The organism is Kineosporia mesophila, from assembly GCF_021129235.1.
GTDB classification, from domain to species: Bacteria; Actinomycetota; Actinomycetes; order Actinomycetales; family Kineosporiaceae; genus Kineosporia; species Kineosporia mesophila.
Genome location: NZ_JAJOMA010000007.1, coordinates 114,975 through 138,396, shown reverse-complemented (window position 1 = coordinate 138,396; position 23,422 = coordinate 114,975). Strand labels below are relative to the sequence as shown.

Sequence of the window (23,422 nt, the reverse complement as noted above, 5' to 3'; positions counted from 1 at the left end):
CGTGCTGACGGCCTCCCGGGCGGCCATCGCGAAACCCGGCCGGGGCCGGATCATCGCGGCCGTGCTGGTGGTTTTCGTGGTGCTGGCCGCGGTGTTCCGTGGTCAGAACACACTCTCGCTGGTGCCCTCGGACACCACGGCGCTGCACCGCTGGTTCAACGACGTGAATCACTGGGTCACGACCAACCGCAACGACAGCCCGCTCTTCCTGTATTTCTTCAACGAGATCCGGGCTTTCGTCGACGGTCTCACCACGTTGATCCAGAACCTCATCGCGCAGCCGAGTTACGGCCGCCCGGTGCCGGTGATCGGCTGGCTGGGCGTGGTCTCGATCATCACGCTGATCGCGGTGGCCTTCGCCAACCTGCGGGTGGCGCTCCTGGTGATCGCGGGCTTCGGTTTCATCGGCCTGCAGGGGCTGTGGGAAGAGAGCATGGACACGCTCGCCCTCACCCTCTCGGCCGTGCTGCTGGCGCTGGTGATCGGTATCCCGCTGGGCATCTGGGCCGGCCTGTCCGACCGGGTCAACGCGGTGGTCACGCCGGTACTGGACTTCCTCCAGACGATGCCGACCTTCGTCTACCTCTCCCCGTTCGCCCTGCTGTTCCTCATCGGGCCGGCCTCGGCCACCCTCGTCACCCTGGTCTACGCGCTGCCACCGGCCGTGCGCTACACCGCGCACGGCATCCGGTCCGTGCCGCGGGCCAGCGTCGAGGCTTCCGAGTCGCTGGGTGCCAACGGGTTCCAGAGGCTGACCGGCGTGCTGCTGCCGATGTCGACGCGCACCATCGTGCTCGGCCTGAACCAGACCATCATGGCCGCGCTCTCGATGGCCACCGTGGCCTCGCTGATCGACGCGCCCGGTCTGGGCAAGACCATCCTCAAGGCGCTCCAGACCCTCGACGTCGGCACCTCGTTCAACGCCGGGCTGGCGATCGTGGTGATGGCGATCGTGCTGGACCGGCTGACCACGGCCGCGAGCCGGCGGGCCCGTACCCATCGGCCCTCCAAACTCCGGCTTCCCCTCCTGGGGGTGGCGGGCGTCCTCACGCTGTTCGCGATCTATCTCTCCCGCACCTTCATCTGGGCGGCCGAGTTCCCGGACACCGTGGGCAGCACCGACATCAACTTCGGCAACGACATTGCCCGGATCAGCGGTAATTTCGCCGACTGGTTCACGACCCAGGCGTCGGACGTCACCGGCTGGATGAAAGACACCACCAGCCTGCTGCTGATCGACCCGTTGCAGACGCTGCTGGTGGAGTCGCCGTGGTGGCTGGTCGCGGCCCTGCTGCTGGCGCTGGCCTATCTGCTCGGCAATCTCCGGGTCACCGTGCTCACCGCGTTCTGCGTGGCCGGTCTGGTGTTCAGCGGACTCTGGCAGGACAGCATGACCACGCTGGCCGCCACGCTGATCGCCACCGCCGCCACGATGGTGATCGGGATCGTGGTCGGCGTCTGGATGGCCCGCAGCCGGCGCGCCGACATGGTGATCCGGCCGGTGCTCGACGCGCTTCAGGTGATGCCGCCGTTCGTCTACCTGGTGCCGTTCCTGGCCCTGTTCGCCGCCAGCCGGTTCACCGCCATCCTGGCCGCCGTGCTCTACGCTGCGCCGGTGGTGATCAAGGTGGTGGCCGACGGCATCTCCGGGGTCTCGGCGACCACCGTCGAGGCCGCGATCGCCTCGGGATCCAGCAGCACCCAGATCATCTGGAAGGTGCAGATCCCGATGGCCCGGCAGGCGCTGGTCCTCGCGGCCAACCAGGGCATCTGCTATGTGCTCGCGATGATCGTGGTCGGTGGCCTGGTCGGTGCCGGCGCGCTGGGATACGACGTGGTGGCGGGCTTCTCACAGGGTGAGCTGTTCGGCAAGGGCCTCACCGCCGGGTTTGCCATCGTCATCCTGGGCATCATGCTCAACCGGATCACTCAGGCCGCCGCCGAACGCCGGCGCACGGCCTGACAGTAAGTGCGTGCCGTTCCAGATTCATGCATGCCCATCAGGAGGATGAAACCCCGTGCTAGACAATAACAAGGCCAGGAGGGCCGTCTTGGGGGCGGCAGCCCTCGGCCTGGCGCTGTCCGGCTGCGGCGGCGCGACCGTGGAGTCCGGCAGCACCGGGTCGGGCGGAGGCTCCGCCGAAGACTGCGGCACCGTGAACATGGCCGTGAACCCGTGGGTCGGCTTCGAGGCCGACGTCGCCGTGGTCAAGTACGTGGCCGAGAAGGAACTCGGCTGCTCGGTGAACACGAAAGACCTGACCGAGGAGGTCTCCTGGCAGGGATTCGCCTCCGGCGAGATCGACGTGATCATGGAAGACTGGGGTCACCCCGACCTGGAGAAGCAGTACGTCGACGAGCAGAAGGTCGCCACCAAGGTCGGCGAGAGCGGCAACGTCGGCCAGATCGGCTGGTTCGTTCCGCCGTGGATGGCCGAGAAGTACCCGGACATCACCGATTCCAAGAACCTGAACAAGTACGCCGACCTGTTCAAGACCTCCGAGTCGGGCGGCAAGGGCCAGGTTCTGGACGGTGACCCGTCGTACGTCACCAATGACGAGGCCCTGGTGAAGAACCTGGACCTCGACTACAAGGTGGTCTACGCGGGCAGCGAGGCCGCGCTGATCACGGCCTTCCGTCAGGCCGAGGAGAAGAAGACCCCGCTGCTGGGCTACTTCTACACGCCGCAGTGGTTCCTCTCCGAGGTTCCCCTGGTGAAGGTGGACCTGCCGGCGTACAGCGAGGGCTGCGACGCCGACCCGGAGAAGGTCGACTGCGACTACCCGGAGACTCCGCTGATCAAGTTCGCGCGCACCGAGTTCATGGACTCGGGCAGCCCGGCCGCGAAGCTGGTGAAGAACTTCAGCTGGACCAACGACGACCAGAACATCGTGGCGAAGTACATCGCCGAGGACAAGATGGACGACGAGGACGCCGCGAAGAAGTGGGTCGACGCGAACCAGGCCAAGGTCGACGCCTGGATCAAGTAGGTCTTTCACGAGCGGGGCAGTGGCTGCGGCCACTGCCCCGCTCGGGTTTTGCGGTCAGGTCGCCTCGATGTTCCGGTTGCGTTTCAGGGCAACAATTTTGGACGTCGTTGAGCTTCTCGCGGTCGGCGTGGCACTTTGCCCGTACTTGCCTCTTGACTCAGTGCGCCCGACGTTGGACAGTCGAGTTGCGCTTGATGATTTGAGTTGCGTAATACGCACCCACAGGAGGCTGGGCCATGACTGGACCGCGCGTCGTCATCATCGGAGCAGGCGTCGTCGGAGCCGCCCTCGCCGACGAGCTGTCCGGCCGGGGCTGGACCGAGATCACCGTGGTCGAGCAGGGCGAACTCCCCAGACCTGGCGGGTCGACATCGCACGCGCCCGGTCTGGTGTTCCAGGCCAACTCGTCCAAGACCATGGCGCAGCTGGCGAAATACACCGTGGAGAAGCTGGTCTCGCTCGACCTGGACGGTGAGCCGTGCTTCCTCCAGGTGGGTGGGCTGGAGATCGCGACCACCCCGGAACGTCTGGCCGAGCTGCATCGCCGGGCCGGCTGGGCCACGGCCTGGGGCATCGACGCCACGGTGATCACCCCGGCCGAATGTACGGCCCTGTGGCCGATGCTCGACGAGTCGCGGGTGCTCGGGGGCCTGCACCTGCCCACCGACGGCCTGGCGAAGGCCGTGCGGGCCGTGGAGGCACAGTTGCGGCGGGCCCGGTCGCGCGGTGTGAAGGTGCTCGACCAGCACGAGGTGCTCGACGTGCTGCGCACCGACGACGGCCGCAAGGTCACCGGGGTGCGCACCGACCAGGGCGACATCGAGGCCGATCTGGTGGTCTGCTGCGCCGGTTTCTGGGGTCCGAAGGTGGCCGCGATGGTGGGCCTGACCCTGCCGCTGACCCCGCTCGGGCACCAGCTGGCCTGGACCGAAACCGTTCCCTCGCTGGCCGGTTCCACCGCCGAGGCGACGCGCCCGATCCTGCGGCACCAGGACGGCGACCTGTACTACCGGGAGCATTTCGAGGGCATCGGCATCGGCTACTACGGCCACCGGCCGATGCCCGTCGCCCAGGACGAGATCCTCTCCGTGGGCGAGGCCCCCGACATGCCCTCGGTGCTGGAGTTCACGCCCGACGACTTCGCCCCGGCCTGGTCCGAAAGCCAGCGCCTGCTGCCCGATCTGGCCGGCACGTCGGTGGGTGAGGCGATCAACGGCATCTTCTCGTTCACCACCGACGACTTCCCGCTGCTCGGGCCCTCGACCGAGGTGGAGGGCTTCTGGGTGGCCGAGGCGGTCTGGGTGACGCACTCGGCCGGGGTCGGCGCGGCGATGGCCGAATGGCTGGTCGACGGCCACTGCTCGTCGTTCGACCTGCACGAGTGCGACGTCAACCGGTTCGAGAAGCACCAGCTGACACCCGACTACGTGCTGGCCCGGGACTGCCAGAACTTCGTCGAGGTCTACGACATCAAGCACCCGCTCCAGCCGATGGAAGACCCGCGTCCACTGCGCACCACGCCCTTCTACCACCGCCAGCAGGAGCTGGGCGGGATGTTCCTGGAGGCCTCGGGCTGGGAGCGCCCGCAGTGGTACCGCTCGAACGCCCCCCTCGTGGCGAAGTACCCGACGCGCACACCGGACGCCTGGGCCTCGCGCTACTGGTCGCCGATCGTCGCGGCCGAGGCGCAGCACACCCGTGAGCAGGTGTCGATGTTCGACATGACCGCGCTGAAGCGGCTGGAGGTCACCGGGCGCGGCGCCACCGCGTTCCTGCAGACGATGTTCACCGGCAACGTGGACAAGTCGATCGGCTCGGTGACCTACGGGCTGCTGCTCGACGCCGACGGCGGCATCCGCAGCGACGTCACCATCGCCCGGCTCGGCCGCGACCGCTACCAGGTGGGCGCCAACGGGGCCCTGGACGAGGCCTGGTTCTCGCGGCACCTGCCCGACGACGGCCTCACTCAGGTCCGCGACATCACGCCCGGAACCTGCTGCATCGGCCTGTGGGGGCCCCGGGCCCGCGACGTGCTGGCCGGCCTGACCCACGACGACGTCTCCAACGCGGGCCTGAAATATTTCCGCGCCAAGGAGATCCAGATCGGCTACATCCCGGTCACCGCGATGCGCCTGTCGTATGTCGGGGAACTCGGGTGGGAGCTCTACACCACCTCCGACCAGGGCCAGAAGCTCTGGGACACGCTCTGGGCCGCCGGTCAGGGGCACGGCCTGATCGCCGCCGGGCGGGGGGCCTTCAACAGCCTGCGCCTGGAGAAGGGGTACCGGTCGTTCGGCACGGACATGACGTTCGAGCACGACCCCTGGGAGACCGGGGTGGACTTCGCGGTGCGGCTCCAGAAGGAGTCGTTCCTCGGGCGGGAAGCCGTGGTGGCCCGCCAGGAGTCCGTCTCCCGCCGCCTGACCTGCCTGCTGGTCGACGTCGACGAGAATGCGGCCACCTACGACCAGCCCCTGGGCAAGGAGCCGGTCTACCGTGACGGCGCCTGCGTCGGCTACGTCACCAGCGCCGCCTACGGGTACACGGTGGACGCTCCCATTGCCTACGCCTGGCTGCCCGCCTCGCTGTCGGTGCCGGGTCAGCGGGTCGAGATCGGCTACTTCGACCGGCGCCTGCCCGCCACGGTGGCGGCGGAACCGCTGTTCGACCCGGAGATGAAGCGCCTGCGCGGCTGAAGTCCGGGGGCGCGGCGACCGACGAGGAGGTGTGAACTGGGCGCGTTCGGGACTCGGCGCCCGGAATCCGAGGGCCGCGGCGCGGACCGCGAGCTGGATCCTCCTGCTCTCGGCCGCCGCGATCCCGGTCTCCAGTATCGGGCTGCCCGGGCCGGCGACTCAGCGGACCATGATGATCGGCTCGCCCGTCATCTCCATCGCCCTGGCCGGCGTCCTGACGATCAGGCGTCTTCCCGAGGCCGTGCGGGGTGCTCTCCTCATCCTCGCCCCGCTCCTGGGCATCGTCAGCGTGGTGACGCTGAACATCGCCACCCGGGACGCTTCGGCGGGGGCTCAGGTGATGTTCTGCCTGCCTGCCCTGTTCGCGGCCACGCACCTGAGATCCCTGGGCGCGCTGATCGTGGCCGTGTTCTGCATGTTCGGCGTCGCCCTGACCGTCGCGGTGCTGCGGCCGGACGGTGGCGGCGTGTACGACTGGTTCGACGTGTCCCTGGTGATCGGCCTGATCACCGGCATCCTGCTGCTCGGAGCCCAGCGGCACGACCGGCTGGTCGCCATGCTCAAGGCCCAGGCCTCCCGCGATCCGCTCACCGGGCTGGTCACCCGGCGGGTGCTGGACGAGGCCATGCACCAGGCGCTGATGCCGCTGGTCCCCCGGCAGGGCGGTGACGCCCGGGGGACGGCTCTGGTGCTGCTGGATCTGGACCATTTCAAGGCCATCAACGACACCTACGGCCATCCGGTCGGGGACGACGCCCTGGTGCACCTGGCCGCGCTGCTGCGCCACGACGCCGGGCCGGACGTGGTGGTCGCCCGGCTCGGCGGGGACGAGATGGCGGTGCTGCTGACCCGGTGCACCGCCCACACGGCGCAGGAGTGGGCCCGGACCCTGCTGGCCCGCGTGCTGAGCCACCCCCTGCCGATGAGCACCGGGGCGGACCTGACCCTCGGGATCAGCGTGGGGGTGGGACACAGCGATCCCGGCCCGATGCCGCTGCGCGATCTGTACTCGGCCGCGGACGCCTCGCTGTACGCGGCCAAGCACGCCGGGCGCGGGCAGGTCGGGCCGACCCGCACCGCCTCCCTCAACCCCCCACCGGAGGCGGCAACCCCAACGCCCCTCCTCGTCCATAAACCCCCACCCAGCCGTCCGTGACCCGCTCCACCCTGTGCGTGATCCTGCAAACTTCCCCGGACCTCCCGGCCGAAGGCTGGGGGATTGCCTGATCACGAGCAGGTCGGGGCTCTTCGGTCAGGGGTGCATGACCGCACCCTTGAGCACCTTGTCGACCGCGTTCTTCGGGCCGTGCACGGCGATCCCGACCAGATCGAGCTCGGCCCGGGGCACGGCGGCCACGGCGGCGCGGTTGTCGCGGTCGTTACCCGAGGCGAACAGGTCGGTCGTGAAGATCGACATCGGGAGCTCGCGGCCCAGGGCCTTTCCGTGCGCCGCGGTGATCACGTCCTTCGACCCCTGGAACACCAGCACGGGCTGGCGCAGCATGCCCAGGTAGCCGGTGCCGTCGGCGTCCTCGTAGGGCTCACCGATCAGGTGGGGCTGGCCCGCGGTGATGCCGCTGACCAGGAAGGCACACACGTTGAGGCGCTGCCAGGGGGCCAGGTCGTCGCGCAGGAGCACCGCGATCTTGGTGTCGAAACGGATGGGTGCCAGTTCTGCTGTACTCACGCGACCGATGGTGCCCCGCGTCCTCCAGCAGGCTCTTGTACGTTCTTGACATGGCGGACGAGGCGCCGGAGCTCACGGCGTGGCAACCGGGCCTGAGTGGTGTCCGGGAAGTGCTGCATGCCCGCTTCCACCAGCACGCCTACCCGATGCACGCGCACGACGCGTGGATCCTCATGCTCATCGACTCCGGGGCGGTGCGCTACCACCTCGCCCGCCACGAGCACGGAGCCCTGACCAGCACGGTCACCGTGCTGCCGCCGGGAGTGCCGCACGACGGGCGGGCCGCCGGGCCCGGTGGCTTCCGCAAGCGGGTGCTCTACCTGGACGAGACCCAGTTCGGCCCCGCCCTCGTGGATGCCGCGCTCCGGCAGCCCTCCCTGCACGATCCGGTGCTGCGACTGCGCGTGCACCAGCTGAACGTGGTGCTGGGGCGCCGCACGGAGGACCTGGAGGCCGCCAGCCGCCTGGCCCTGATCCGCGAGCGCGTGCAGGAGATGCTGGGCTCGCCCCCGGAGCGTCCCGAGCACCGGGCCGGCCTCGCCCACGACCTCCGCGACCTCCTGGAAGACCACGTGGTGGAGGGCATCTCACTGGAGGATGCGGCCCGGACCCTGCACCGCGACCCGACCCACCTGGTGCGGTCGTTCACCCGCGAGTTCGGCATGCCACCGCACCTGTACCTGACCGGGCGGCGGGTGGAGAAGGCGCGCGGGCTTCTGCTTCCGGTGAGCCCCCGGCCCGGGTGGCGGTGCTGGCGGGGTTCTACGACCAGTCGCACCTGGCCCGGCACTTCCGGCGGATGCTGGGCACCACGCCGGGCCGGTTCACAGCTTCGGCGGGGCGGGAATGACGTCGTGGGTGATGCGTTGTCGCTACCGGTAGTCGTCGCCCGCCCAGGAGGTTCCCCCGTGTCCCTGATTCCCCGCACCGACCTCGATGTCTTCCCGCTCTGCCTCGGGGGGAACGTCTTCGGCTGGACCGCCGACGAGCAGCGGTCATTCGCCGTGCTCGACGCGTACACCGAGGCCGGGGGCAACTTCATCGACACGGCGGAGGGCTACTCGCACTGGGTGCCGGGCAACGTGGGAGGGGAGTCCGAGACGATCATCGGTAACTGGCTGGCCCGGCGTGGGCGCCGGGACGACGTGGTGATCGCGACCAAGCTGAAGGGGCTCACCCGCGACAGCATCCGCGAGAGCGTCGAGGCCTCGCTGCGGCGCCTGCAGACCGATTACATCGACCTGTACTACGCGCACTACGACGACCCGGACGCGCCCCAGGAAGAGACCGTGGCGGCCTTCGGCGAGCTCGTCAGCGAGGGCAAGGTGCGTTACCTGGCGGCGTCGAACTTCACCGCCGAACGGCTGGAGAGTTCCCTGCGCATCGCCGATGACCTGGGCGTGGCCCGGTACGTGGCCCTGCAGCCGCACTACAACCTGGTCGAGCGCGACATCGTCGAGGGCGAGCTGGCCGCACTGGTGGCCAAGGAAGACCTGGCGGTCTTCCCCTACTACTCGCTGGCCAGTGGCTTCCTCACCGGCAAGTACCGCACGGTGGACGACGTGGCCGGCCGCGAGCGCGGCGACCGGGCCGGGAACTACCTGGACGAGCGGGGTTTCCGGGTGCTCGACGCACTCGACCGGGTGGCGGCGGCGCACGGGGCGCAGCTCACCACCATTGCTCTGGCCTGGCTGCGGAACCGCCCGAACGTGCTCGCCCCGATCGCGAGTGCCCGCACGGTGGAACAGCTTCCGGCCCTCACGGAGCAGGTGGAACTGACCGAGGCCGAGGTGGACGAACTCACCACGGCCTCGGCCTGAGAGCTTTACCAGCGGTTGTGCACCAGGGGACGGATGTCCTCGTCGTAGACCCGCCGGATCACGCCGCGCACGTCGTCGCTGAGCTCGGGCAGCTCGGCGGCGGCGGCGTTGGCCCGGGCCTGCTCGGGTGAACGGGCGCCCGGGATCACCGTGGTGACGCCCGGCTGGTCGAGGATCCAGCGCAGGGCGGTCTGGGCGAGCGTGCCCTCGTCGTCCGGAAGCTGCTGCTGCAGGCGGCGAACCGCACGCACCCCGGCCCGGAAGGGAACGCCGGCGAAGGTCTCGCCGACGTCGAACGCCTCACCGGAGCGGTTGAAGGTGCGGTGGTCGTCGTCGGCGAAGACCGTGTCTTCGCTGTAGCGGCCGGACAGCAGGCCGCTGGCCAGGGGAACCCGGGCGATGATGCCGACGCCGGCGGCCTCGGCGGCGGGCAGCACCTGCTCCAGCGGCTTCTGCCGCAGCGGGTTGAGGATGATCTGCACGCTCGCCACGTTCGGGCGGGCGATCGCGGTGACGGCCTCGGCGCAGGTCTCGACGCTGACGCCGTAGGCCGCGATCCGGCCCTTCGCCACCATCGAGTCGAGCGCGTCGTAGACCTTGTCCGTCGAGTAGACCGGGGTCGGTGGGCAGTGCAGCTGCACCAGGTCCAGCGTGTCGACGCCGAGGTTCGACCGGCTGCGGTCGACCCACGCCTTCATGTTGTCCTTGGTGAACGAGGCCGGCTCGAAGGGCTGAGCGCGTCGGCCCAGCTTGGTGGCGACCGTCAGCCCGGCGTCGGGCAGCTCTTTCAGCAGCTTGCCGATGACCTTCTCACTGCGCCCGTCGCCGTAGACGTCGGCGGTGTCGATGAAGGTCACACCGGCCGCGACGGCGGCGTGCAGGGTGGCCAGCGCGTCCTGCGTGCTCACCGAACCCCAGTCGGCACCGAGCTGCCAGGCTCCCAGCCCGATGACTCCCACACTGCGGCCGGTCCGGCCCAGGGTCCGTTTCTCCATAGCCCGCAACGATAGGGCCTCCAGCTCAAACCGGCGCCAGCGGCATGAACCTCGCCATCACCTCGTCGATGGCACCGATCAGGTAGTCGGACGCCGTTGCATCGCCGCCACAGTGTCGTAGCAGTGCCTGCTGGAACAGGCCGTCCAGCAGGCCGTAGATCACGTCGGCGCCGAACGGCAGCGGCACCGCGGCAAGTTGGCTGATGCGGGTCGCGACGCGCCAGGTCATGTCTTGCAATCCGGTATCGATCGCGCCGACGTCGGCGCGGAACGCGTCGTCGAACATCGACTGCGAGCGCAGGTCGTACCAGAGCCGGTGCAGATCGGAGTCCTGCACCATCGACTCGGCCATCGCCAGGGCGAAGTCGTGCCGCAACTGTGACCCGGTGGTGGCGGTGTCGACGATGTCGTCGTACCGGCACATGCAGCGCTTCTTGTACTGGCGCACGCACTGGGTGATCAGATCGACCTTGTCGATGAAGTAGTAATGCAGCACGCCGTGCGAGAACTCGGAATTCTGAGCTATCTCCCGCAGACTGGTGCGGGCATATCCCAGTTCCGACAGAGTTTTCAGCGCAGCGTCGGCGAGTTCGGTGCGCCGCTGCTCGAATTTTCCACTTCCGCGGCCCCGGCCTTCGTGGCGTGCCGGTCTTTCGTCACCGGCTGCCACGAATTGCCCCGTTGGCTCAGCCACACTCTCCCCCGTGGGATCTCGTCGCTCGCGTCCGTACGTCGATCCAGCCGTCGACCCGCACGATAGCGGCGCCGCAGCACCCCGGCCCGCCGCCCCGTCCCCTCCTCCGACCGGCTGGAAGCGGCGAACGGTATGGGTTTTACCCCTTCTTCATACCCCTGGCGTCCCGCGGTTCCCGGAAATCACCCGGAGGGTGAATCCCCGGGCTTTGCCGAAAGCTGCTTTCGCTCACCGGAAATAGTGCGGCACAATGAACTTCGGCAGAATTGCTGGACATCTGGCCAGAAGAATTCTTGACAATCGTCCAGACCCAGTGGCGGTGTGACCCGGATCACGGTCAATTTCCCCGGGCCTTTCCCCGGCGGCCCCGTGAATCACCGTCCCACCCGTCACCTGGCGGTTTAAAGTGGAGCATGCGGCACGCCTTGACGGACTATCTGTTGTTCCTGGCCGAGGGCGTGACCGTGGTCGCGCTGCTGGGAGCTCTCGTGGTGGGGGTGGCCCGGCTCGCCGCCCCGAGAAAACCCCAGTCCCGGCTGCGGGTGAAGAACATCGGCGACCACTACGACCACCTGCGGGACAAGCTCGCCGAGGCGGTACTCCCGAAGAGGGCACTGCGCGAGCGGCGCCGGGTGCAGAAGTCGCAGCGCAAGCTGGCCGCCCGGGGGAAGATCCCGGCCCGGCCCCGGGTGTTCGTGCTCGACTTCCACGGCGATCTGCGCGCCTCCCGGGTGAGTGGCCTGCGGGAAGAGATCACGGCCGTGCTCAGCCTGGCCACCCCGGCCGACGAGGTGGTGCTGCGCCTGACCAATCCGGGTGGCACGGTCAACGACCAGGGCCTGGCCGCCTCGCAGTTGCAGCGTGTGCGGCACCGCGACATCCCGCTCACCGTCTGCGTCGACACCGTCGCGGCGTCGGGCGGCTACATGATGGCCTGCGTGGCCGACCGCATCGTGGCCGCACCGTTCGCGATCATCGGATCGATCGGCGTGGTTTCGCAGATCCCCAACTTCCACCGGCTGCTCGACCGGCTCGGGGTCGAGGTCGAGCAGTTCACCGGCGGCGAGTTCAAGCGCACCGTGACGATGTTCGGCCGCAACACCGACGAGGACCGGGCCAAGGTCACCGAGCAGGTCAACGAGATCCACGACCTGTTCAAGACTTTCGTGGTCGAGCAGCGCCCCGGCATCGAGCTGGAGCGGGTCGCCACTGGTGAGTACTGGTACGGCAGCGATGCTCTCGAGCTGAACCTGGTCGACGAACTACGCACCAGCGACGACTACCTGCTGGCCGCGCGCGAGCGGGCCGACCTGTTCGAGGTCACCTGCCCGGTGCCGCTCTCCCGGGTCCGGCGGCTCACCGAATCGGGACAGGCCGCCCTCGCGCGGCTACGCTGACCCCCACCCGAAAAGGTGCGGGTCCGCGTCCATCAGGTGATTTTCTCAGAAGAACTGCAACCGGGCGGCCCGGTCGCACGTGTTTGCCGGTGTGAATGCCAACGCGCCGGCCGGCCGAGGGGTGAGGTGACCGGATGAACGACGCCGACTTCGACGACTTCTACGCCGGTTCCTCCCGGAAGCTGCTCGGCCAGGTCTACGTGATGACGGGCGACCTGAGCGCCGCGGAGGACGCCGTCGCCGAGGCCTACGCCCGGGCCTGGCAGCGCTGGCCGAGCCTGCAGAAGTACGGCTCGCCGGAGGCCTGGGTGCGCACGGTGGCCCTGCGGGTGGCGGTGAGCAACTGGCGCAAGGCCCGGAACCGGTTGCTGGCGCATCGCCGCGACCAGCATTCCGACCCGCTGGCCACGGCCCCCGACCCCGCCCGGGTGATGCTGGTGCAGGCCCTGCAGAAGGTGCCGGCCAAACAGCGCCAGGCCCTGGTGCTGCACTTCATCGCCGACCTGCCCGTGCGCGAGGTGGCCCGGGAGATGAAGGCCAACGAGAGCACCGTGAAGTCGTGGCTGTCGCGGGGCCGCGCGGCCCTGAAGAACGAGCTCGGGGAGTCCGCCTCCTCGGCCTACGGCGGGAGAAGCGAGTAATGGTGGACGAAGTGGAGCAGCGCCTGCGCGACCTGGACGGACTCGCACAGTCCTCCGGGCAGTTGCCGTCCCCCGGCGAGCTGCGTCGCCGCGGCGACCGTAAACGCCGGGCGCAGCGCACCCGGCTGGCGGTCGGTACCTTCGCCGTGGTCGCGCTCATCGCCGGAGGGGTAACGGCCTGGGTGAGCCAGGAGAGCACCCGCACGCGGATCGTCCCCGCCGCCCCGGCCACCTCGTCCCCGGTCAACCCGACACCGACCGGTACCGACGCGTCCTCCAGCACCCCGACGCCGTCATCGGGCAGCACGGTGAAGATCCCCACCCGCACCGACCGGCTCAGCCCGGCGAAGGGCAATACGCAGTACTGGATCTGGGCGGCGAACACCGGCCCGGGAAGCCGGATGCTGACGTACGGCCCGAAGACCGAGAAGCTCGACCTCACCAAGTCGAACCGCAAGGAGACGTGGATCAGCTACTCCGGGCAGATGCTGCTCATCCCGGTGCCGGGCACGAAAGATGTCTGGGAAATGGGTGATCCGACCAGCGAACCGGACCTGATCTGTGTCACGAACGGAGAGGTCGACTTCCGCCAGGAGATCTGTGACGACGATGACGAGAAGCAGCACTTCCGGATGACGCTGTCGGACGACGGCACCACCTACGCGATCTCCTCCGTGGTCAGTGAGTCGACCATGACGGCCTACCTGGCCGCCAACGGCCGCTCCCTCACCTGGTCGAACACCGAGAACGACTCCACCGCGTGGATCTTCGAGGAGAAGTCCGGCAGCTAGGAAGCGACCAGTTCGACCTCGAAACCGTCGCTGTTCTCCAGGTATCCGGCGTAGTGCGAGGGGCCGCCCGCGAAGGGGTACTTCTCCCCGAAGAGAGGCTTCCAGCCCTGCTCCGGCGCCCGGGCCACCAGGTCGCCGAGCTGTTCCCGGGTGCCGGCGTGGAAGGCCAGGTGGTTCAGGCCCGGCCGCAGGCGCTCGTGCCGGTCCGGTGTCATGGCCTTGCTCTGCTCGACCACCAGATAGGTGCCGTGCTGGGTCCAGCTGCGCCCGGCGGGCCAGTCCTGGAACTGCTCGTAGCCGAGTTCACCCAGCAGCCAGCCCCATTCGGCAACTGCCCGGGACAGCTCGGGCACCCAGAGCTCGACGTGGTGCAGGAGTCCACGGGGACCCGGAGTCTGCGACATTCACTCTCCTTCGGCGTGATCGGGCAAAGGCTCCCCCGGGGGAACCTTTGCCCGGTCACAGGAGGTTACCCGGCGCGCAGGCCCTTCTTGATCAGGTCCATCACCGTCGAGTCGGCCAGGGTGGTGACGTCGCCGACAGTGCGGTTCTCGGCCACGTCCTGCAGCAGACGGCGCATGATCTTGCCGGAGCGGGTCTTCGGTAGCTCGTTGACCACCATCACCTGCCGCGGCTTGGCGATCGGGCCGATCTCCTTCGCCACGTGGTTGCGCAGCTCGGCGATCACGGCCTCGGACTGCGACTCGTCGTACCCCGCGTCGCCGCGCAGGATCACGAAGGCGCACACGGCCTGGCCGGTGGTCTCGTCGGAGGCCCCGACCACGGCCGCCTCGGCGACCTTCGGGTGCGAGACCAGCGCCGACTCGATCTCCGTGGTGGAGAGCCGGTGGCCGGACACATTCATCACGTCGTCCACCCGGCCGAGCAGCCAGATATCGCCGTCCTCGTCCTTCTTCGCGCCGTCGCCGGCGAAGTACAGGCCCTCGAACCGCGACCAGTACGTCTCCTTGAACCGCTCCGGGTCCCCCCAGATACCGCGCAGCATCGACGGCCACGGCTCGGTGAGCACCAGGTAGCCGCCGGATCCGTTCGGCACCGGCTTCATCGCGTCGTCGACCACGTCGATCCCGATACCGGGCAGGGCCACCTGGGCCGAGCCGGGCTTGGCGGTGGTGACGCCGGGCAACGGGCTGATCATGATGGCGCCGGTCTCCGTCTGCCACCAGGTGTCGACGATCGGGGCCTGGTCGCCGCCGATGTGCTTGCGGTACCAGATCCAGGCCTCGGGATTGATCGGCTCGCCCACCGACCCGAGCACCCGCAGGGACGACAGGTCGTACTGGGCCGGGATGTCGTCCCCCCATTTCATGAAGGTCCGGATCGCGGTCGGCGCCGTGTAGAGCTGCGTGACCTTGTACTTCTGGATGATCTCCCAGAACCGGCCCTTGTGCGGGGTGTCGGGGGTGCCCTCGTAGATCACCTGGGTGGCGCCGTTGGCCAGCGGGCCGTAGACGATGTAACTGTGCCCGGTGACCCAGCCGATGTCGGCGGTACACCAGTAGATGTCCTTCTCCGGCCGCAGGTCGAAGACGTTGCGGTGGGTGTAGGCGGCCTGGGTCAGGTAGCCGCCGGAGGTGTGCAGGATGCCCTTGGGCTTACCCGTGGTGCCGCTGGTATAGAGGATGAACAGCGGGTTCTCGGCGTCGAAGGCCTGCGGCTGGTGCACGTCTTCCGCACTGTCGACCACGTCGTGCCACCACACATCCCGGGAGTCGTCCCAGGCCACGTCCTGCTTCGTGCGCTGCACGACGAGAACCTTCTTCACCGACGGGGTGTTCACCACCGCGGCGTCGACGGCCGGCTTGAGCGCCGAGGGGTTCCCGCGCCGGTAGCCGCCGTCCGAGGTGATGACCACCTTGGCGTCGGCGTCATCGATGCGGCTGCGCAGGGCCTCGGCGGAGAAACCACCGAACACCACGGAGTGCGCGGCGCCGATGCGGGCGCAGGCCAGCATCGAGATCACCGCCTCCGGGATCATCGGGAGGTAGATGGCCACCCGGTCGCCGGCCTCGACACCCAGGCCGAGCAGGGCGTTCGCCGCCTTGGAGACCTCGCGCTGCAGTTGCGCGTAGGTGATCGACCGGGTGTCACCGGGTTCACCCTCGAAGTGGAGCGCCACCCGCTCGCCGTTACCGGCGTCCACGTGCCGGTCCACGCAGTTGTAGGCCACGTTCAGTGTGCCGCCGACGAACCACTTCGCGAACGGGGCGTTCGACCAGTCCAGGGTCTGGGTCCACTCCGTCGTCCAGTCCAGTGCCCGGGCCTGCTCGTCCCAGAAGGCCAGGCGGTCGGCCTGGGCCTGCTGGTACAGCTCCGGCTGGGCCAGTGCGGCGCCGGCGAACGCCGGGTCCGGCGGGAATCGCCGTTCCTCGTGGAGCAGGTTCGACAGGGTCTCGTCCGTCATCGGATCCCCTTCAAGACGTTCGCGTCATCTAAGTCACAGGTGTGCTCGTGCTCACCTGACCCTAATCGCCCCGGGCCGACAGCGACACGGCGACGGGGCAGGTCTCTCCCCGGGAGGGGAAAGGCCTGCCCCGTCGGACAGGGATCGGTTCAGCCCGCGTCCGCGACCCGGGGTTCGTGGGAACTCTGAGCGTGATCGGCGCGCGGCGGTGGTTCGCCGGCCCCGGCGAGCAGCACCTCGCGCACGTGCCGGCCCTGGCGCCGGCTGACCTGGAGCGTGCGCCCGCGAAGCCGGACCCGCATGCGGCCCCCGACCGTGCGCACCTCGTCCACATGCGGCAGCGCGACCATCGTGCTGCGGTGGATGCGCAGGAAACCGTAGGGTTCCCAGCGCTCTTCGAGGGTGGTCAGGGGCACCCGGATGAGATGACTGCCCGTCGCCGTGTGCAGGCGGGCGTAATCGCCCTGGGCCTGCACGAACAGGATCTGCGAGCGCCGGATGAACCGGGTGACCCCCGCGAGTTCCACGGCGATGGTCTCGTCGGTCGAGGCCGCGACCGTGCGTCTCACCGCCTCGGCCAGACGCTCGGCGGTCACCGGCTTGTCGACATACTCCACCGAGTCCAGCTCGAACGAGCGGGGTGGATGCTGCCGGGCCGGAACGGTGAACACCAGATGTGGATGTCGGTCGATCCGGGCGAGGGCACGGGCCAGGTGCGGCCCGTCCAGCCCGGGTGTGGACACGTCGCAGACCAGAAGGTCGACCGGATCGTCGCGAAGTATCTGTAACGCTCCCGCGCGGTTACGCGTGGTGCGCACAGCACTGATCCGCGGATCGGCCCGGAGGAACTGCGTCATCCGAGCGAGTGCCGCTCCGTCCGGGTCAACGATGAGTGCCCGTAGCGGAGCCGGGTCCGGGGGATGGGTCCATCGCGGACCGGTAGTTCTGCCCCGACCAATTGCCGTCACGTTCCCAGGCGCCGTTGCCATACGGACAAGAGTAAGGACGCACCGTGTTCCTGTGAACCTATGAATTTCCATAAGTCACACACAGGGGACTTTGAGTTTCCGGGCGCACGCTCGATCCCATGACCGCACCGACCAGCCCGGACCTCGTCGCAAGCGCCGGTGGCAGGCACAAAGTCGCAGGTCAACGCCGTAAGACGATAGGCCAGCTGCTCCGCTTCGCCGGGGTCGGCGTGCTCAGCACACTGGCCTACTCGGTGCTCTACCTGATCCTGCGAAGTTTCATGAACTCCTTCGCCGCCAACACGCTGGCCCTCCTGATCACCGCAGTTGCCAACACCGCGGCCAACCGCCGGGTCACTTTCGGGGTCAGGGGCAACGCGGGTCTGGCCGGGGATCACGCCGTCGGGCTGCTGGCGTTCGCCGTCGGGCTGGCGCTGACGAACGGCTCGCTGGCTGTCATCCACTGGGCCGGGGTGGACGCGCACTGGGTCGAGGTGGTCGTGCTGACGGTGGCCAACGCGATCTCCACGGTGCTGCGGTTCATCGCCCTGCGGATGCGGCTTCCGAAGGCTGGTTAGTCTCGGGGGCTGTGACCGTTTCCCTGGGCGAGAGCCTGGCCGCCCTGGAGAATCTGCCGGGAGTGGCTGCCGCGGTGCAGTCGGCCCGCACGGCCTGCACCGAGATCCGGTGGCACAACGCCCTGCGCCGTCGCTCGGCCGAGGCCCGGGCCGAGGCCACGGTGCGCTCGGCCCGCAGCTCCGCCGCGCTGGAGGGTGCCCGTTATCCCCTCGACCTGATCCGGGACGTCGCCCGGGGCGCCTCCTCCCTCCCGGACGACGCCTCCGGTCGCCTGGCCCTGGCTGCTGTGCGGGTCTACTCGCAGGCGGCACAGCTGGAGAAGTCCCTCTCCGCCGCCCCGGCCCAGGCGCTGGCCCGATTGCACCTGTCGGCAGCCGGCGATCTGCTGCCGGCCGAGCAGGTGGGCCGTCCGCGTCAGGGCAGCGAACTTCCCGCCGACGGCATCGGGGAGCCCGCGAGCGCGCCCGTGGGCCGGGCCCTGGGTGCCCGGCTGGACGGGATCACCGATCTGCTGGCCGCGCCCCCCTCGGCCCCGGCGCTGGTGGTGGCCGCCCTGGTGCACGCCGAGATCCTTACCGCCCGGCCCTTCGTGGCGGGCAACGGTCTGGTCGCCCGGGCCGTCGCCCACGCGGTGATGGTCGGGCGGGGGCTGGACCCGATGGGCGTGGTGGTGTGGGAGGCCGCCCACCTGGATGCCGGCCCGGCCTACCACCGCAGTCTGCAGGCGTACACGAGCGGACGGGTGGACGCGGTCGCGGACTGGCTGGTCCAGAGTGCGGACGCGGTGGTCAAGGGGGCGGGCGAGGGTCGCGTGGTCTGCGACGCGGTCACGAGGGGACGCGTGTCCGGTACCTCGGAGTAGGGGCTGGTTGGCGTCCATGCTTGGAAGCTTTGACGAAAACCTTGGCCCAGAAGGCTTACGCGACCACTCCGGATCGCACGAACGGCCGGTAGCCCCTGTTGCGGGCGGCAATTCCGGAGTACACCTGTACCCAGGATCCGAAACACCGGAATGAACGGAGGTTCTCCGGATCCACACGGACAGCACGGTTGATCGGTACCCACGCGCGACCAGTCCTCGTGAGGACCCGCCTGGACGGGCTTGCACCGCTCCGGCGAATTGCCATTGCGCGCCTGGTAGTCGGGAACCGTGCTCCCGGGTGGCGGCGCCCTGCTGCGGGGCGCCGCCACCCGGCACGGAGTTCCATCCCCCGCCCGAAGACCGAGGCAGCCTATGAAAAGTATCCCCTGAGAAAAGGTTACGACTCCGGCCGGGAAGGCGCCCGACGCACGCGGGTAGCCTCCCGGCCGGATTCCTTGCGTCGGCTGGCGTACCAGACCAGGCCCGCGGCGGCCCCGGCCGCGGCGGTGCCCAGCGCGGCCGTCCCCGTCTTCTGCGCCGGGAACCGCGGGCGCAGGCTGACGGGACGCACGAAGTCCTGCACCGGCCAGTCCCGCGTCATCGCCTCGCGCCGCAGCCCCTTGTCGGGATTGACCACGACGGGATGCCCGACCGCCTCGAGCATCGGCAGATCGGTGATCGAGTCGCTGTAGGCGTAGCAGCGCTCGAGGCGGTAGCCGCGCTCGGCCGCCAGCTCGCGGATCGCCGCGGCCTTGTTCGCACCGTAGGCGTAGTACTCGATGGCGCCGGTGTAGCGCCCCTCGTCGATGACCATCCGGGTGGCCACCACGTGGTCGACGCCCAGCAGGGCCCCGATCGGCTCGACCAGCTCGATCCCGGAGGCGGAGACGATGACGACGTCGCGGCCCGCCGCCTTGTGCTCGGCGATCAGGGCCGTGGCCTCCTCGTAGACGATCGGCGCGATCAGCTCGGCCAGCGTGGTGGCGACGATGTCGCTCACCTGCTGCACCTCCCAGCCGATGACCATGCGCGAGACCAGGTCGCGCATGTGTTCCATCTGGGTGTGATCGGCGCCACTCGCGTGGTAAATGAAATGCGCGTAGGCGCTGCGGAGCATCGCGGACCGGGTCAGCAGGCCCCCGGCGTGCAGCGGCCGGGAGAACGCCACCGTGCTGGATCTGGCGATGACCGTCTTGTCCAGATCGAAGAACGCCGCCTCGAGCCCCGGACCGACCGCGCCTTCACCCATGCCGATCAGGATAAGTGCACACCCAAATCACCCGTAGTAAAGGCAGGGCTGCTTTCGGCAAGAACTTTCAGGCGTTCGGCTCCCCGGAATTCCGGCCGGGATCAGCACAATCGCCCATGACGCACGGTGAGCAGTTAATGCCGAATCACTTTTTGGGGTAACACAAAGTGCTTGGCTGTCACTAGAACGGCCTTTTGGCTGTCTCTTTCCTGTCGAGTTGCCGCTGTCCGGTGGCGTAGGTGTTGCACTGGACGCCACAGGGGGTACAGACTGATGTTGCCGGCTTAATTGCCGTGCCCGCCCGGTCCGACTCCTCCCCCCCGAGCCGGACCGGCCAGACGGCCCCCGCTCCCCCCCAGCGGGGGCCGTCGCCTTTTGCCGGTGGATTTCTTCCCCTGCCGCCGGACGAGTTCTCCACAGCCGGCACGACCGCCCGGTTATCCACAGACCAGGTCTTCTCCCGGCCGGCACATCGCCGGATGCGGAATCTGGGCCCATGGCCCTTCTTCTTCCGCCCTTACCCGCTCCTCATCCGCACCGAACCGCCCGGGAACACCGCGGCCTGATGGTCGGCGTCATCGGTGGTTGCGGGGGCGCCGGGGCGAGCGTGCTGGCCGCGGCCCTGGCCCGGACGGCGGCCCGGACCGGACCGACCCTCCTGGTCGAGATCGATCAGCTCGGTGGCGGGGCCGACCTGCTGCTCGGCGCGGAGGACGAACCCGGCCTGCGCTGGCCCGATCTGACCTCGGCCCGGGGCCGGTTGCTGCCGGGCAGCCTGTCGGGCTCGTTGCCGCTGATCGACGGCGTGCACGTGCTGGCCGCAGCCCGTTCCGGGCCGGCCACCGGTCCGTCCGCCGCGGCCGTGTCCGCGGTGCTCGACTCGGCCGGGGCCGAGTATCCCGTGGTGGTACTCGATCTACCCCGGCATCTGGACGAGGCCGCCAGGGCCGCTGTGCGGGTCGTGGACGCCGGTGTGGTGGTCGTGCCCGCCGAGGTCCGCGCGACGGCCGCAGCGCGGCGCGTGGTGGCCTCCCTGCGGCCACGGGTGGCCGATCTCCGTGTCGTGGTGAGGGGGCCCGCACCGTCCGGCCTCGACCCGACCGGCATCTGCACCGCACTCGGCCTGCCGCCGGCCGGGCTGCTGCCGCCCGAGCCGAGGCTGAAGGCGGCTCTCGATCGGGGCGAACCTCCCGGGCTGCGCCGCCGGGGGCCGCTGGCCCGGTTCTGCCGGGACCTGCTTGAGGAGCTGGCGTGAAGACGTCCGAGGCGGCGCTCTCGGCGGTCGTCACCCGGTTGCGGGGTGGGCTGGCCGGCCACGACCGGCCGGGGCGGCACGAACTCGCGGCGATGGTCGCGGCCACGTCGGCCGGGCTGGGGCAGGTGCTCGGGCAGGACGACGTGCTGGCGGCGACCGAGCGGATCAGCGCGGAGCTGTGGGGGCTCGGCCCGCTCCAGCCGTTCCTGCGCCTGCCGGGCGTCACCGATGTGCTGGTGAACGGCCCGGGCGAGGTCTGGATCGACCGGGGCGAGGGCCTGACCCGGGTGCCCTGCCCGGCCGCGCTGTCGCAGGAGAGCGCGGTGCGGGCCCTCGCCACCCGGCTGGCCTCGGCCGGGGGCCGTCGGCTCGATGACGCCGCGCCCTACGCCGATGCCCGGCTGGAGGGCGGAATCCGGCTCCACGCGGTGATCCCGCCGGTCGCCCCGACGGGCACGCTGATCTCGCTGCGGTTGCTCCGGCCAGAACCCCTGCGCCTGGAGACGCTGGTCGAGACCGGTTCGCTGCCCGCCGGCTGGGCACCGGTGCTGCGGGCGATGATCGCGGCGCGGGCCGCGTTCCTGGTCAGCGGGGGCACCGGCGCCGGGAAGACGACGCTGCTGGCCTCCCTGCTGTCGCTGGTACCGGCCGCCGAGCGGATCGTGCTGGTCGAAGACGTCGGCGAACTCCGGCCCGCCCACCCCCACCTCGTTCGCCTGGAGGCCCGGCACGCCAATGTCGAGGGAGCGGGCGAGGTCTCGCTGGAGATTCTGGTGCGCCAGGCGCTGCGTATGCGACCCGACCGGGTGGTGGTGGGCGAGTGCCGGGGCGCCGAGGTCCGCGACCTGCTGGCCGCCCTCAACACCGGGCACGCGGGCGGGTGCGGCACGGTGCACGCGAACGCCCCCGCCGATGTGCCCGCCCGGCTCGAGGCCCTGGGTGCGCTCGCCGGGCTCTCGGCCGATGCGGTGCGGGCCCAGGCCGCTGCCGCCCTCGACGCCGTGGTGCACGTGGAACGGCGCGGGAACCGGCGCCAGGTCACGCAGATCGCGGTGGCCCGGCGGGGTGAGCGGGGCGAGTTGAGCATGCTGCCGGCGTTGACGGCCGATCCGCGGGATCCCTTCGCCGAAGGGTCACGCGGGCCGGGGTGGCCGGCGCTGGCTGAGCGACTGGATGGTGGACGCGGATGAGCCGGTTGAGTTCTCGGCTGTCCCCGGGAGGTTTTCGGGAGTTTGCGGGGTCGTCGATCGGTCGCAACGATGCGGCCCGGTTGTGCGGGCGGGTGTCGGCCCTGTCCCGGGCCGGGGTGCCGCCGGGGCGGACCTGGGAGGTGCTGGCCGCCGGACGGGGGCCGGACGCCCGGGTGGCCGCGACCGTGGCCGGGATGCTGGCCGTCGGTGGGACCACCGCGGAAGGGCTGCGGCTGGCGGCCGGCGGGTGTGAGGGGCCGGGGGTCGAGGCGCTGGAGTGGCTGGCTGCCACCGCCGAGGTGGTGCGACGGTCGGGTGCCCCGGCGGCGGCGATCTTCGACGGGATCGGCGACGGGCTGCTGGCCCAGATCGCGGAGTCGGACGAACGGGAAGTGGCTCTGGCCGGGCCTCGCACCACCGCGCGCGTGCTGGCGGCCCTGCCGGTGATCGGCCTGCTGCTGGGCGCGGTGCTCGGGGTGAACACCCTGGGCGTGCTGTTCGGTACCGGGGCCGGTCTGGCCTGTCTGCTGGGCGGCGCCGGGTTCTGGTGGGTGGGCCGGCGGTGGACGGCCCGTCTCGTCCGCTCGGCCTCGCGGGAACGGTCGTGAGCGTCCGGCTGGACCGGGCCCTGCGGCCGCACCGGCGGTCGGCGCAGAGCCCGGCGGGCCCGGTCACCGCGGTGATGCCCGGCCCGCTGGTGCTCGACCTGATCGCGGCGCTGGTGGAGAGCGGCGCGCCCCCGGCCGCGGCGTTACGGGGAGCGGGCGCCGTACTCGCCGAGCTCGGTGATCCCCGGGGTGAGAAGCTGCTGCGGCTCAGCGATCTGGTCACCGGTCCGATACCGGAGCCGGAGCCGGGCTCCCCCGAGCCCGACGGTGTGACGGCCGCCCTGACCGAGGCCCTCACCCTGGCGGCCCGTTCGGGACTGCCGCCCTCGGCCCTGATCCGCCGGGCGGCGACCGAGGAACGGCGGCGTCAGGCAACGGCCAGGGCAGCCGCGATCCACCGGCTGGAGGTACTGCTCGTGATCCCGGGAGCGGTCTGCCTCCTGCCGGCCTTCGTGCTGCTCGGGATCGCCCCTCTGGTGATCCGGCTGGTGGCGGGATGACCTTCTCTTCGTCCACAGCCTGCACGATCCGTATTCCATCCACAGGCAGGCCTTTTCCCACAGGTGGGGGCACCT

General features: G+C 69.9%; 21 protein-coding genes and 1 pseudogene. 15 read left to right on the top strand and 7 right to left on the bottom strand.

Annotated features, from left to right (window positions below; all coding sequences use genetic code 11):
* Nucleotide 1: 1 nt before the first annotated feature.
* The 4 genes from LR393_RS12120 to LR393_RS36340 all read left to right on the top strand — a co-directional run bounded on the left by LR393_RS12120 (nucleotide 2) and on the right by LR393_RS36340 (nucleotide 6,842).
* Nucleotides 2–1,963, top strand: a complete 1,962-nt coding sequence (locus LR393_RS12120) for an ABC transporter permease (RefSeq protein ID WP_345718859.1) — start codon at nucleotides 2–4, stop codon at nucleotides 1,961–1,963.
* A gap of 88 nt (nucleotides 1,964–2,051) precedes the next feature.
* Nucleotides 2,052–2,990 (top strand): ABC transporter substrate-binding protein, encoded by a 939-nt coding sequence (locus tag LR393_RS12115; protein WP_231483951.1) that lies wholly within the window; start codon nucleotides 2,052–2,054, stop codon nucleotides 2,988–2,990.
* A gap of 236 nt (nucleotides 2,991–3,226) precedes the next feature.
* The gene (locus tag LR393_RS12110) at nucleotides 3,227–5,686 is read left to right on the top strand and encodes a GcvT family protein (RefSeq protein ID WP_231483950.1); all 2,460 of its coding nucleotides are present in this window, start codon (nucleotides 3,227–3,229) and stop codon (nucleotides 5,684–5,686) included.
* Between the two features lie 31 nt (nucleotides 5,687–5,717).
* Nucleotides 5,718–6,842: a GGDEF domain-containing protein gene (locus LR393_RS36340; RefSeq protein ID WP_231483949.1), complete on the top strand. Its 1,125-nt coding sequence runs from the start codon at nucleotides 5,718–5,720 to the stop codon at nucleotides 6,840–6,842.
* A 96-nt stretch (nucleotides 6,843–6,938) separates the two neighbouring features.
* On the opposite strand, the gene LR393_RS12100 is transcribed toward LR393_RS36340, so the two are convergent.
* Nucleotides 6,939–7,373, bottom strand: coding sequence for a DUF2000 domain-containing protein (locus tag LR393_RS12100; protein WP_231483948.1), 435 nt, complete (start codon nucleotides 7,371–7,373; stop codon nucleotides 6,939–6,941).
* 50 nt (nucleotides 7,374–7,423) lie between these two features.
* Between LR393_RS12100 and LR393_RS36995 the strand changes: the two are divergent.
* Together LR393_RS36995 and LR393_RS36990 are read left to right on the top strand one after the other, a co-directional pair.
* Nucleotides 7,424–7,831: pseudogene (locus tag LR393_RS36995) on the top strand (AraC family ligand binding domain-containing protein); the annotation flags it as partial.
* Between the two features lie 450 nt (nucleotides 7,832–8,281).
* Nucleotides 8,282–9,193, top strand: coding sequence for an aldo/keto reductase (locus tag LR393_RS36990; RefSeq protein WP_345718860.1), 912 nt, complete (start codon nucleotides 8,282–8,284; stop codon nucleotides 9,191–9,193).
* Between the two features lie 5 nt (nucleotides 9,194–9,198).
* Here LR393_RS36990 and LR393_RS12090 read toward each other — a convergent pair whose 3' ends face one another.
* Nucleotides 9,199–10,188 carry an aldo/keto reductase gene (locus tag LR393_RS12090; protein WP_231483946.1) on the bottom strand — a complete coding sequence of 330 codons (990 nt, stop codon included), beginning with the start codon at nucleotides 10,186–10,188 and terminating at the stop codon, nucleotides 9,199–9,201.
* A gap of 25 nt (nucleotides 10,189–10,213) precedes the next feature.
* On the bottom strand, nucleotides 10,214–10,858 hold the full coding sequence (locus tag LR393_RS12085; RefSeq protein ID WP_231483945.1) for a TetR/AcrR family transcriptional regulator: 645 nt from the start codon (nucleotides 10,856–10,858) through the stop codon (nucleotides 10,214–10,216).
* A 437-nt stretch (nucleotides 10,859–11,295) separates the two neighbouring features.
* Here LR393_RS12085 and sohB point away from each other — a divergent pair, with 437 nt between their 5' ends.
* The 3 genes from sohB to LR393_RS12070 all read left to right on the top strand — a co-directional run bounded on the left by sohB (nucleotide 11,296) and on the right by LR393_RS12070 (nucleotide 13,711).
* Nucleotides 11,296–12,279 carry a protease SohB gene (gene sohB / locus LR393_RS12080; RefSeq protein ID WP_231483944.1) on the top strand — a complete coding sequence of 328 codons (984 nt, stop codon included), beginning with the start codon at nucleotides 11,296–11,298 and terminating at the stop codon, nucleotides 12,277–12,279.
* Between the two features lie 134 nt (nucleotides 12,280–12,413).
* Nucleotides 12,414–12,920: a SigE family RNA polymerase sigma factor gene (locus tag LR393_RS12075; RefSeq protein ID WP_231483943.1), complete on the top strand. Its 507-nt coding sequence runs from the start codon at nucleotides 12,414–12,416 to the stop codon at nucleotides 12,918–12,920.
* Nucleotides 12,920–13,711, top strand: coding sequence for a hypothetical protein (locus tag LR393_RS12070; RefSeq protein ID WP_231483942.1), 792 nt, complete (start codon nucleotides 12,920–12,922; stop codon nucleotides 13,709–13,711). The genes LR393_RS12075 and LR393_RS12070 overlap by 1 nt, the downstream gene beginning before the upstream one ends.
* Here the strand turns inward: LR393_RS12070 and LR393_RS12065 are convergent.
* The 3 genes from LR393_RS12065 to LR393_RS12055 all read right to left on the bottom strand — a co-directional run bounded on the left by LR393_RS12065 (nucleotide 13,708) and on the right by LR393_RS12055 (nucleotide 17,125).
* Nucleotides 13,708–14,115 carry a VOC family protein gene (locus LR393_RS12065; protein ID WP_231483941.1) on the bottom strand — a complete coding sequence of 136 codons (408 nt, stop codon included), beginning with the start codon at nucleotides 14,113–14,115 and terminating at the stop codon, nucleotides 13,708–13,710. The two genes, LR393_RS12070 and LR393_RS12065, sit on opposite strands and share 4 nt — an antisense overlap.
* 65 nt (nucleotides 14,116–14,180) lie before the next feature.
* On the bottom strand, nucleotides 14,181–16,136 hold the full coding sequence (gene acs, locus LR393_RS12060) for an acetate--CoA ligase (RefSeq protein WP_231483940.1): 1,956 nt from the start codon (nucleotides 16,134–16,136) through the stop codon (nucleotides 14,181–14,183).
* A 149-nt stretch (nucleotides 16,137–16,285) separates the two neighbouring features.
* The gene (locus LR393_RS12055) at nucleotides 16,286–17,125 is read right to left on the bottom strand and encodes a LytR/AlgR family response regulator transcription factor (protein ID WP_269327072.1); all 840 of its coding nucleotides are present in this window, start codon (nucleotides 17,123–17,125) and stop codon (nucleotides 16,286–16,288) included.
* Between the two features lie 98 nt (nucleotides 17,126–17,223).
* On the opposite strand from LR393_RS12055, the gene LR393_RS12050 reads away from it, so the two are divergent.
* Both LR393_RS12050 and LR393_RS12045 read left to right on the top strand, forming a co-directional pair.
* Nucleotides 17,224–17,682, top strand: coding sequence for a GtrA family protein (locus tag LR393_RS12050; RefSeq protein ID WP_231483938.1), 459 nt, complete (start codon nucleotides 17,224–17,226; stop codon nucleotides 17,680–17,682).
* Between the two features lie 11 nt (nucleotides 17,683–17,693).
* Nucleotides 17,694–18,545 carry a Fic family protein gene (locus LR393_RS12045; protein WP_231483937.1) on the top strand — a complete coding sequence of 284 codons (852 nt, stop codon included), beginning with the start codon at nucleotides 17,694–17,696 and terminating at the stop codon, nucleotides 18,543–18,545.
* 397 nt (nucleotides 18,546–18,942) lie between these two features.
* Here LR393_RS12045 and LR393_RS12040 read toward each other — a convergent pair whose 3' ends face one another.
* On the bottom strand, nucleotides 18,943–19,794 hold the full coding sequence (locus LR393_RS12040; protein ID WP_231483936.1) for an HAD family hydrolase: 852 nt from the start codon (nucleotides 19,792–19,794) through the stop codon (nucleotides 18,943–18,945).
* A gap of 496 nt (nucleotides 19,795–20,290) precedes the next feature.
* On the opposite strand from LR393_RS12040, the gene ssd reads away from it, so the two are divergent.
* Genes ssd through LR393_RS12020 form a run of 4 tightly spaced genes read left to right on the top strand, consistent with a single transcriptional unit; the run spans nucleotide 20,291 to nucleotide 23,347 of the window.
* Entirely contained in the window at nucleotides 20,291–21,049 is a 759-nt protein-coding gene (gene ssd, locus LR393_RS12035) for a septum site-determining protein Ssd (protein ID WP_231483935.1), read from the top strand.
* A complete protein-coding gene (locus LR393_RS12030) occupies nucleotides 21,046–22,239 on the top strand; it encodes a TadA family conjugal transfer-associated ATPase (RefSeq protein ID WP_231483934.1) in 1,194 nt (397 codons plus the stop codon). The genes ssd and LR393_RS12030 overlap by 4 nt, the downstream gene beginning before the upstream one ends.
* Complete coding sequence (locus tag LR393_RS12025) at nucleotides 22,236–22,847, top strand: type II secretion system F family protein (protein ID WP_231483933.1); 612 nt, start codon at nucleotides 22,236–22,238, stop codon at nucleotides 22,845–22,847. Before LR393_RS12030 ends, LR393_RS12025 begins: the two co-directional genes overlap by 4 nt.
* Nucleotides 22,844–23,347, top strand: a complete 504-nt coding sequence (locus tag LR393_RS12020; protein WP_231483932.1) for a type II secretion system F family protein — start codon at nucleotides 22,844–22,846, stop codon at nucleotides 23,345–23,347. Before LR393_RS12025 ends, LR393_RS12020 begins: the two co-directional genes overlap by 4 nt.
* Nucleotides 23,348–23,422: the final 75 nt, after the last annotated feature.

Coding starts and splice junctions, on each gene's coding strand:
- LR393_RS12065 (WP_231483941.1), bottom strand. CDS start 14,115: ATGTCGCAGACTCCGGGTCCCCGTGGACTCCTGCACCACGTCGAGCTC.
- ssd (WP_231483935.1), top strand. CDS start 20,291: ATGGCCCTTCTTCTTCCGCCCTTACCCGCTCCTCATCCGCACCGAACC.
- LR393_RS12040 (WP_231483936.1), bottom strand. CDS start 19,794: ATGGGTGAAGGCGCGGTCGGTCCGGGGCTCGAGGCGGCGTTCTTCGAT.
- acs (WP_231483940.1), bottom strand. CDS start 16,136: ATGACGGACGAGACCCTGTCGAACCTGCTCCACGAGGAACGGCGATTC.
- LR393_RS12025 (WP_231483933.1), top strand. CDS start 22,236: ATGAGCCGGTTGAGTTCTCGGCTGTCCCCGGGAGGTTTTCGGGAGTTT.
- LR393_RS12070 (WP_231483942.1), top strand. CDS start 12,920: ATGGTGGACGAAGTGGAGCAGCGCCTGCGCGACCTGGACGGACTCGCA.
- LR393_RS12090 (WP_231483946.1), bottom strand. CDS start 10,188: ATGGAGAAACGGACCCTGGGCCGGACCGGCCGCAGTGTGGGAGTCATC.
- LR393_RS12055 (WP_269327072.1), bottom strand. CDS start 17,125: ATGGCAACGGCGCCTGGGAACGTGACGGCAATTGGTCGGGGCAGAACT.
- sohB (WP_231483944.1), top strand. CDS start 11,296: ATGCGGCACGCCTTGACGGACTATCTGTTGTTCCTGGCCGAGGGCGTG.
- LR393_RS12110 (WP_231483950.1), top strand. CDS start 3,227: ATGACTGGACCGCGCGTCGTCATCATCGGAGCAGGCGTCGTCGGAGCC.
- LR393_RS12050 (WP_231483938.1), top strand. CDS start 17,224: ATGACCGCACCGACCAGCCCGGACCTCGTCGCAAGCGCCGGTGGCAGG.
- LR393_RS12075 (WP_231483943.1), top strand. CDS start 12,414: ATGAACGACGCCGACTTCGACGACTTCTACGCCGGTTCCTCCCGGAAG.